General features: G+C 69.6%; 9 protein-coding genes. 2 read left to right on the forward strand and 7 right to left on the reverse strand.

Features of this window, described 5'->3' with window-relative positions; genetic code table 11:
• Nucleotides 1-554, forward strand: a 554-nt coding sequence (locus IJH84_RS20790; RefSeq protein WP_295147907.1) for a discoidin domain-containing protein, incomplete at its 5' end; no start/stop codon positions are given.
• A gap of 61 nt (nucleotides 555-615) precedes the next feature.
• On the opposite strand, the gene IJH84_RS20795 is transcribed toward IJH84_RS20790, so the two are convergent.
• The 6 genes from IJH84_RS20795 to IJH84_RS20820 form a co-directional block, all read right to left on the reverse strand.
• Nucleotides 616-2,298 (reverse strand): FAD-dependent oxidoreductase, encoded by a 1,683-nt coding sequence (locus IJH84_RS20795; protein ID WP_295147910.1) that lies wholly within the window; start codon nucleotides 2,296-2,298, stop codon nucleotides 616-618.
• Between the two features lie 263 nt (nucleotides 2,299-2,561).
• The gene (tatC, locus tag IJH84_RS20800) at nucleotides 2,562-3,449 is read right to left on the reverse strand and encodes a twin-arginine translocase subunit TatC (RefSeq protein WP_295147924.1); all 888 of its coding nucleotides are present in this window, start codon (nucleotides 3,447-3,449) and stop codon (nucleotides 2,562-2,564) included.
• Nucleotides 3,450-3,551: 102 nt separating this feature from the next.
• Entirely contained in the window at nucleotides 3,552-3,821 is a 270-nt protein-coding gene (gene tatA, locus IJH84_RS20805; RefSeq protein ID WP_200069689.1) for a Sec-independent protein translocase subunit TatA, read from the reverse strand.
• A 71-nt stretch (nucleotides 3,822-3,892) separates the two neighbouring features.
• Complete coding sequence (locus IJH84_RS20810) at nucleotides 3,893-4,099, reverse strand: bacteriophage holin (protein WP_200069690.1); 207 nt, start codon at nucleotides 4,097-4,099, stop codon at nucleotides 3,893-3,895.
• Between the two features lie 18 nt (nucleotides 4,100-4,117).
• On the reverse strand, nucleotides 4,118-5,092 hold the full coding sequence (locus IJH84_RS20815) for a YafY family protein (protein ID WP_200069691.1): 975 nt from the start codon (nucleotides 5,090-5,092) through the stop codon (nucleotides 4,118-4,120).
• A complete protein-coding gene (locus IJH84_RS20820; protein WP_295147917.1) occupies nucleotides 5,089-6,081 on the reverse strand; it encodes a YafY family protein in 993 nt (330 codons plus the stop codon). The genes IJH84_RS20815 and IJH84_RS20820 overlap by 4 nt, the downstream gene beginning before the upstream one ends.
• A gap of 230 nt (nucleotides 6,082-6,311) precedes the next feature.
• Between IJH84_RS20820 and IJH84_RS20825 the strand changes: the two genes are divergently transcribed.
• Nucleotides 6,312-7,016: an SDR family oxidoreductase gene (locus IJH84_RS20825; protein ID WP_295147920.1), complete on the forward strand. Its 705-nt coding sequence runs from the start codon at nucleotides 6,312-6,314 to the stop codon at nucleotides 7,014-7,016.
• A gap of 213 nt (nucleotides 7,017-7,229) precedes the next feature.
• On the opposite strand, the gene pafA is transcribed toward IJH84_RS20825, so the two are convergent.
• A complete protein-coding gene (gene pafA / locus IJH84_RS20830; RefSeq protein ID WP_200069694.1) occupies nucleotides 7,230-8,588 on the reverse strand; it encodes a Pup--protein ligase in 1,359 nt (452 codons plus the stop codon).
• Nucleotides 8,589-8,770 lie beyond the last annotated feature (182 nt).

Here is an 8,770-nt window from a genome sequence, read left to right on the forward strand (position 1 = left end):
CCGGGCCGGGCAGGATGGCGCGGCGGCTGCTCGCGCTCGCCGCGTTGGCGGCACTGCTGATCTGCGCGATCCTGCTGTACCCGGCGGGCCAATGGCTGGTGCAGGACGTGCTGGACAAGACCATGCCGTCAGCGCACTACAACCCGCGGACCTGCACCGCCGACGCCGAGGTGCCCGGCCATCCCGCCTCGAACGTGGTGGACGGGGTGACGAACAACTACTGGGGCTCGCCAGCCCCCGGCGCGACCCTCGACTGCTCCTTCGACGAGCCGTACCGGCTGCTGGAGATCCAGGTGACCCCCGGGCCGTCCATCCGAGGGGAGATATTCGGCTCCCAGGCCCGGCCCAGCAAGGTCGAGATCACCGCCACCGACGCCCAGCACCGGACGACGACTCTCGAGGAACCGGTGGACGCGAACCCGAAGGAACCGGCCAAGATCAAAACCCGGCTCAACGACGTCGTCAACGTCCGGATCCGGGTGCTGGAGGCCGCCAACCTGACCGAGGGCAAGCACGTCGCGGTGGGCGAGATCCAATTCGTCCGCCGCAACTGAAGCGCTGGCACGTGGCCGCTGACGGGCTGCGCGGCTACGGCGGCCTGTCACCCGGCCCCTGTCACGGTGTCGGCACTCCGCCCAGCTCGTTCGAGACCAGATACGCCAGCGTCACACCTCGCCCCAACGCGAACCCGCTGTTGTAACCGGTCCCGGTCGTGGTCAACGCCGCGCAGGACCCCACCGCGTGGAGACCGTCGATCACCTCGCCGCCGGCGGCGAGGACGTGGCCGTCCCCGTCGATGCGCACCCCGCTCGACCCGATCCCGGTCCCTACGAGCTTCAGCCGCAACCCGTGGAACGGCGGCTGCACGAGTTCCCCGAGCACCGGGCACGGCCGCTGGTCCGGGTCGCCGGCGAAACGGTTCACGTAGGTGACCGTTCCCCGGCCGAAGTCAGGATCCACGCCCCGCGCGGCGTTCGCGTTGAACCGCGCCACGGTGTCCTCGAACCGCTCCGGGTCGATCCCCAGCTGTTCGGCCAGCCCGCGTGGCGTGGGCGCCGAACTCACCCAGCCCTCGGGGTAGGTACCGCCCGGCGGGGTGGCCGCCAAGCCGTACTTGCGCCGGTGCTGGTCGTCCCACACCAGGAAGAACGGCAAATGGCGGTCTTGCGGGTCCAGGGTCTTCGAAACGATGTCGACCCAATAGGAGTCGTTGCAGAACCGGTTCCCGCCGCTGTCCACGATCATCGAATGCGGCATCGCGTACTCCGGGCCGTAGCCGTAGCCGGTGCCGACCTGGGAACGCCATCCCGGCAGCATCGGCACGCTCGTCGCCGGGATGCGGGCGATGTCCGCGCCGACCTGCCGCGCCAGCTTGATCCCGTCGCCGCGCAAGCTCTCCGGGGCCACGCTGCCGAAGTCCTCCGGATCCAGACCGACCATCTCCCGCACGAGCTCGGGATCCCAGTCGTAGGTGCTGGTCGCCAACACCACCGGACCACGTTCCTGCACCGGTCCGTCCGGCCCGTCCGCGCGCACGCCGACGACGGCTGAACCCTCCCGCAGCAACTCGGTCACCGGGGTCGACCTGCGGATTTCGACGTTGGGCTCGACGCGCAACCTGGCCAGGAAGCTCGCCACCACGCCGGTGCCGAACGTCAGCGGATCACCGCCGTCGTACGTCCGCGCCCGTTCCGTCCCGTCCGCCAGCCCGAACGCCGGCACGCCCGCGTGGGTGCCCCGCTCCTGCTCGGCCTCGTCGACGTAGGCCGCACGCCTGCCTTTGGCCAGCATGTCGTCATAGGTGGTACCTACCGGGAAGTACGGACTCACGCGCATCAGTTCGCGCCACTCACCCAGTTCGGCGCCGTCGACCAGGTCGTTGGTCAGGTACCTGCCCTCGGGCAGCGCCCCGTCCGCTTCGTTGTGGTAATCGGCCAGCCCCGGAATCACCTTCCACCGGATCGCACCGACGTCCTCCCAGTACCGGATCGCCTGCGGCGCCGTGTTGATCCAACGCAGCATCGCCTTCTCGTCCAGCGCATCGGGATCGGCTTGCGCGATGGCGCGCACGTAGCGCTCGGTGAGCTGCTTCGAGTCCTCGATCCCGTCCCGGGCGGCGACCGGGTTCGCCCCGCACCAGACCTGCCCACCGGAGTACGCAGCAGCGCCGCCCACCAGGTCCGCCGACTCGAAGACCACCACCCGCCTGCCGTGCAGGGCCGCGCCGAGCGCGGTCGCCAACCCGGAAAGCCCCGCGCCGACCACGATGATCGGCTCCTGAGCAGCTCGCCCCACCATCCCCGAACCTCCCGCGCCGTTGCAGCAGTCCGGGCGAAACTATAATCATCATTATACTGGAGTCAACACGTGCCGCGGGCACGGAGCGGCGCCACCGCGGAGACCGGGAAATGCGGAACCGCCGGCAAAACCGGAAAGATCGATGCGCCGGAAAGATCGGGAAACTGGGAACGATCCGCGATGGCCGAAGCCGAAAAAATCGCGCCGCCGCCGAATCGGAATTCAGGCGGCGGCGCGACTGCAACGAGCCGGAAATGCCGATATCAGGTGGCGTCGTCCTGGCTGCGCGCCTTGGCACTCGCCGCGGTCGCGTCCTGCTCGGAATCCAGCGACGACGGCCGGTGGTCGATGTTCGACGCCTCGTCCAGCCCCACGCCCTGCAAGCCCTGCTCGTCGAGCTTCTTGGCCTTGGCGCGGTCCTGAGCGCGGCAGATCACCAGCGCGATGACGAACAACAACACCAGGCACGCCGCCAGCACCAGCATCGAGAACGGGTCCTGGCCCGGGGTGGCGATCGCCGCCAGCACGAACAACCCGAACACGATGCCGCGCCACCAGCTCTTGAGCTTGGCGTAGCTGACCACACCGGCGCGGTTGAGCATCACCAGCACCAGCGGCATCTCGAAGCTGATGCCGAACATCAGGACCATCAGCAGCACGAAGTTGATGTACTTGCCACCGGTCAGCGCGGTGAAGAACGAATCGCCGCCGAAGCTCGTCATGAAACCGAGCCCCTCGGGGACGACGTAGTAGGCCAGCACCGCACCGGCGACGAACAGCAGGGTCGCCAGGCTCACGAACGTGCGGGCGTACTTGCGCTCCTTGGAGTACAGGCCGGGCGTGATGAACGCCCACAGCTGGTACAGCCACAGCGGACTGGTCAGCACAGCACCGACCGCGATACCGACCTTCAGCCGCAGCATGAAGACCTCGAAGGCCTCGGTCTGCAGCAGCTGGCAGCCGCCACCCGGGCTGAACCGCACGGTCTCCGGCAGCTGGCAGTACGGGCCGATGAGCAGATCACCGAGCGTGGGCAGCCCGAACAACGAGTTCGAGAACCAGATGAACCCGAGGATCCCGCCGAGCACGAGCCCGAAAGCCGCCCAGCCGAGGCGGTAGCGCAGCTCGTAGAGGTGGTCGACGAGGGTCATGGTGCCGTCGGGGTTGTGCCTGCGCCCCCACCGACGGCGGTCACCGCGCCACGGGTTCAGACGGCGCAACGGGTTTGCACTCACTGCGCGTTCCGTCCCCGATCAGTTCTTGGAATCTTTGCGCTGCGCCTCTTCCGGGGAGGACGCGTTCACCGGCGCGCTGGCCTCACCGGCGGTGAGCTGCTGCGGCTCTTCCTTGGAACCGTCCTTCTTGGCCGCTTCCTCGTCCTGCTTCATGCCGCGGGCCTCGGCCTTGAACACGCGCGCGGACTGACCGAGCGACCGGGCCATCTGCGGCAGTTTGGTGGCACCGAACAGCAACACCAACACACCCACGATGAGTACGAGTTCCCACCCACCTGGAATACCCATCAGTGCACACCTTCCTTGGGGCTTCCTGCCAGCGCAATGGTACGCGGGCAGGACAAGCGATCATAGGGCCGTCAAGCGGCTCCGTTCCGGCGTTCGGATACGGCCACCCGGAGTCCCGCGGCTCGTGCTTTCAGCATTCCGGTCCGATCCGCCAGGTCGGAGACGACGCGGCGTTGCACCGCACGCGCCCGGCGCAACGCGCCGAACAACCGGATCAGGAAAGCGAGCAGGAGTACGACTCCCAGCACCAGCAGCACGAGGCTCCAGATATATGGCACACGATCACCGTAGCGCGTTCAGTCCGCCGGTAGGTGACGTGCCCGCGCCAACGCTGCTTCGCAACGTTGCCGGATTTCCTCGGACAGCTCGCGCGGCTCGACCACCCGGCCCCTGCCGCCCAGCCCGAGCACCAGCCGCACCATCCAGGACCGGTCCGAGTAGCGCATCCGCACCCGGATGCGGCCCTGCGGCGACTCGCTGAGCTCGTCGACCGGGTAGTACTCGCTGATCCAGCGCGCCTCCGGATCGAGCTCGAGCACCGCGCTGGGCTGGTCCGGCATCGGCCGGAACAACCCTTCGGACAGATCGGTCTGCTCCGCCTCCGCGGGTGGCCGCGCCGCTTCGGCGAGCTCTTCGACAGCGTCGATCCGGTCCAGCCGGAACCGGCGCACCGCACCCGCCGAGCGGCACCACGCTTCCAGGTAGCTGCGCCCGTCGACCAGCACCAGCCGCATCGGGTCCACGGTCCGCTCGCTGATCTCGTCCCGCGAAGCCGTGTAGTACCGCATCCAGAGCGCGCGGCCCTGCGTCGCCGCCCGTTGCACCGCCTCCTGCACGCCGGGGGCCATCGGGCCCTCCCGGCTCGCCAGCCCCACCACGACGCCCGGGGGCTGCGCCTGCCCGACGGCGTCCTCCACCTTCGACAGCGCGCGCTGGACGACTTCGGTGTCGGCGATGCCCGGCGTGTCCGCCAGCGCCCGCAGGGCCACCAGCAGCACGGTCGCCTCCGAAGAGGTCAGCTGCAGCGGCCGCCGCATACCGGCGTCGTAGGTGACCGTGATCGTCTCCCCCTCGAAGGAGAGGTCGATCAGGTCGCCCGGCCCGTAACCGGGCAGCCCGCACATCCACAGCAGCTCCAGGTCGCGCCGCAGCTGCTGCTCGCCCACTCCGAAGTCCGCGGCCGCGTCGGCCACCGGAATCCCCGGCCTGCTCAGCAGGTACGGCACCAGCGCCAGCAGCCGCGGCAGCCGTTCCGTGGCGCTCGCACTCATCCGTCCACCTCCGCACCGCTGAAGGCGGCCACGGTCCCCAGATGCGCTTCGTGCACCGACTTGCGCAGCACGTCCGGCTCCAGCACGACCACGTCCGGCCCGTACCCGGCGATCCAGGACGCCGCCGAGTCCGGGTAGAACAGCTCGATCTCCAGCACGTCTCCGTCGACCCCGTCGAGCCGCTGCTGCCCGACGACGCTCGCGCGCCGACGCAGCCCCTGCGCGCGGCCCTGCTCCACCCACAGCCGGGCGGAGGTGGCGGGCGGCGGATCCCGATCAACGCCTGCGACGAGTTTGAGCAGGTCCACGTCTTCCGGCCGGGAGACGGCCCCGGCTCGCCCGAAAGCCTCCGGCCGGTCGGTGATCCGGGACAGCCGGAAGCACCGCGTCGCTTCCCGGTCCTGGTCGTGCCCGACCAGGTACCAGCGTCCGCGCCAGGAGACCACGCCCCACGGCTGCACCGTGCGCGTGCGCGGCTGCGGATCGTTCGGGCGCCGGTAGTCGAACGAGACCACCCGGCCGGACTGCACCGCCGCCAGCAATGCCGGGAAAGCAGGCTCGCTGGTACGTACCCGCGGCTCGATCGCCCCGGACGCCCGCTCGTCGACCTCGACCCCGGCGGCCCGCAGCTTCAGCAGCGCTCCGCGTGCGGCGCCGGTGAGCTCCGGCGAGTCCCACAGCCGCAGCGCGAGCGCCACCGCCGCCGCTTCGTCCGGTTCCAGTCCGATGTCGGCGAGTTCGTAGTCGCGCCGGGCGATGCGGTAGCCGTCGACCGAGTCGAACGCCGAGTTCCGCCCGATCTCCAGCGGCACCCCCAGGTCCCGCAGCTCGGACTTGTCCCGCTCGAAGGTCCGGTAGAACGCCTCGTCGGTGGGTGCATCGGCGTAGCCCGGGACGATCCTCCGGATGCCCTCCGCCGTGAGGTACTGGCGGGTGGACAACAGGCACAGCACCAGGTTCACCAAGCGTTCAGCACGCGCAGTGGCCACCTTGAAACCCTAGCTCCATCGCAGTTGATCAGACCTTTCGGGCACGACCGCGAAAAGCGCCGCCGCCTCGCACCGCCTCGGCCCTCCAAGCAGGCACGAACAGCCATCGCCACCTTTCCACGGCCGCCCGTCTCCACAGTGGCTGAAACGGCGAATAATTTCACTCCCCTCTGAAACTCCGGCAATGACGAAGTCGCCCGTCGGCGCCGACCGACGAATAGGGTGCGCACATGACCGCACCAGTCCTGTTGATCACCGGGGCGTCCCGCGGCATCGGTGCCGCGACCGCGCGAGCCGCCGCGCGCGCCGGCTACCGGCTGGCGCTGCTCGCCCGCTCCGCCGAGTCGCTTACGGAACTCGCGCAGGAAATCGGCATGGGCAATGCGCTCGCGCTGCCGTGCGACGTCACGGAGTGGCCCGAAGTCCAAGCGGCCGTGCAGCGCGCGGAAGAGCACTTCGGCCACCTCGACGCCGTGTTCGCCAACGCAGGCAGCAGCGTGCCCACCTCCTTCCTCGGCTCCGAGGGAGCCGATCCCGAACAGTGGCGGGAGATGACGCTGATCAACGTCCATGGCACCGCGATCACCGCCCGTGCCGCGCTGCCCGCCCTCGTCCGCAGCGGCGGGCACCTGCTGCTCACCGGTTCGGTGGCCGGACGCGGCATCCGGCCCGGCAACCTCTACTCGGCGACCAAATGGGCGGTGACCGGGATGGCGCAGAACATCCGAGCCGAGTGCGTCGGCACCGGAGTCCGCGTCACCCTGCTGCAACCGGGCCTGGTGGAGACCGGGATGAACACCCCGGAGCAAGCCGACCGCCCCAAGCTGCAGGCCGCGGACATCGCCCGAGCCGCGCTCTACGCCCTCGACCAGCCGGAGACCGTCGACGTCAACGAGATCCTCATCCGGCCGACCGGCCAGCATCCCCTGCGCTGAACCGAACCGCGGACCAGCCCGCGGCGAGTGGAGGGCCACGCACCGGCACACGCGACCGAGCGGTGAACTCCGGGCTGACGACCATGGTGGACTCCTCTGCTCGAACTGACTATCGCCAGTCTATGCGAACTCGCGTTCGAACATCGGCATTTCCGGTCCGCTTCACCGGATCGTGTCCGCGACCGGTGCTCAGCCGGCACCGGACCGGCCCGGCTACAACGAGCCGATCAGCCGCTCCACCCGCTCGTCGATGGCTCGGAACGGGTCCTTGCACAGCACCGTGCGCTGTGCCTGGTCGTTGAGCTTGAGGTGCACCCAGTCCACCGTGAAGTCCCGCCCGGCGGCCTGCGCAGCGGCGATGAAATCCCCGCGCAGCTTCGCCCGGGTGCTCTGCGGCGGCGTGTCCTTGGCGGCCTCGATCTCGCCGTCGTCGGTCGCGCGATCCACCAGGTCCTTGTGCTGCAACATGTCGAACAGCCCGCGCCCGCGCCGGATGTCGTGGTATGCGAGGTCGAGCTGGGCGATCCGCGGGCTGGACAGCTCGAGCCCGTGCTTGGTGCGGTAGCGCTCCAGCAGCCGGTGCTTGATCGCCCAGTCCACTTCGCGGTCGATGCCCGAGTAGTCCTGCGTCTCCACCGCGTCCAGCGCCCGGCCCCACAGGTCGACCAGCCGGTCCGTCATCGGATCCGAGCCGCGCCGGGCCACGTGCTCGACCGCCTTCGCGTGGTACTCGCGCTGGATGTCCAGCGCGGACGCCTCCCGGCCGCCCGCCAGCCGGACCGTGCGGCGCCCGGTCATGTCGTGGCTGATCTCGCGGATCGCCCGGATCGGGTTGTCCAGGGCGAAGTCCCGGAACTGCACGCCGCTCTCGATCATCTCCAGCACCAGGTGCGCGGTGCCCACCTTCAGCAGCGTGGTGACCTCGGACATGTTCGAGTCGCCGACGATCACGTGCAGCCTGCGGTAGCGCTCGGCGTCGGCGTGCGGCTCGTCGCGGGTGTTGATGATCGGCCGCGAGCGGGTGGTGGCGCTGGAGACGCCCTCCCAGATGTGCTCGGCGCGCTGGGACAGGCAGTACACCGCACCGCGCGGGGTTTGCAGCACCTTGCCCGCACCGCAGATCAGCTGGCGGGTCACCAGGAACGGCAGCAGCACGTCCGCGATCCGGGAGAACTCGCCGGAGCGGCCCACCAGGTAGTTCTCGTGGCAGCCGTAGGAGTTGCCGGCCGAGTCGGTGTTGTTCTTGAACAGGAAGATGTCGCCGCCGATGCCCTCGTCGGCGAGCCGCCGCTCGGCGTCCACCAGCAGGTCCTCGAGGATCCGCTCACCGGCCTTGTCGTGCGTGACCAGCTGCGTCAGGTCGTCGCACTCGGCGGTGGCGAACTCGGGGTGCGAGCCGACGTCGAGGTAGAGGCGCGCCCCGTTGCGCAGGAAGACGTTCGAGGAACGTCCCCACGACACGACCCGCCGGAACAGGTACCTGGCCACCTCGTCCGGGGAGAGCCGACGCTGCCCGTGGAAGGTGCAGGTGACCCCGAACTCGGTTTCGATGCCGAAGATCCGCCGCTGCATGTCTCCACAGTAGGCGCAACGGCGGCCATCGGCGGTCCGCCGTTCGGGCGTGGGTAGCGTCCGGGGCGTGCACGAGTGGTTTCGCAAGATCGTCAAGCGGGCCGACGCCGCGGACCGGCAGCTGGTCGGGCGCAGCGCAGCGCTGCCCCGCAACATCGCCGACCCCGGCCTGAAAGCCCTGA

Source organism: Saccharopolyspora sp. (assembly GCF_017434145.1).
GTDB lineage: Bacteria > Actinomycetota > Actinomycetes > Mycobacteriales > Pseudonocardiaceae > Saccharopolyspora_C > Saccharopolyspora_C galaxeae.

Excerpts from the sequence above, each read along its gene's own strand:
- IJH84_RS20815 (WP_200069691.1), bottom strand. The coding sequence starts at position 5,092 with ATGAGTGCGAGCGCCACGGAACGGCTGCCGCGGCTGCTGGCGCTGGTG.
- tatA (WP_200069689.1), bottom strand. The coding sequence starts at position 3,821 with ATGGGTATTCCAGGTGGGTGGGAACTCGTACTCATCGTGGGTGTGTTG.
- IJH84_RS20795 (WP_295147910.1), bottom strand. The coding sequence starts at position 2,298 with ATGGTGGGGCGAGCTGCTCAGGAGCCGATCATCGTGGTCGGCGCGGGG.
- pafA (WP_200069694.1), bottom strand. The coding sequence starts at position 8,588 with ATGCAGCGGCGGATCTTCGGCATCGAAACCGAGTTCGGGGTCACCTGC.
- IJH84_RS20825 (WP_295147920.1), top strand. The coding sequence starts at position 6,312 with ATGACCGCACCAGTCCTGTTGATCACCGGGGCGTCCCGCGGCATCGGT.
- tatC (WP_295147924.1), bottom strand. The coding sequence starts at position 3,449 with ATGACCCTCGTCGACCACCTCTACGAGCTGCGCTACCGCCTCGGCTGG.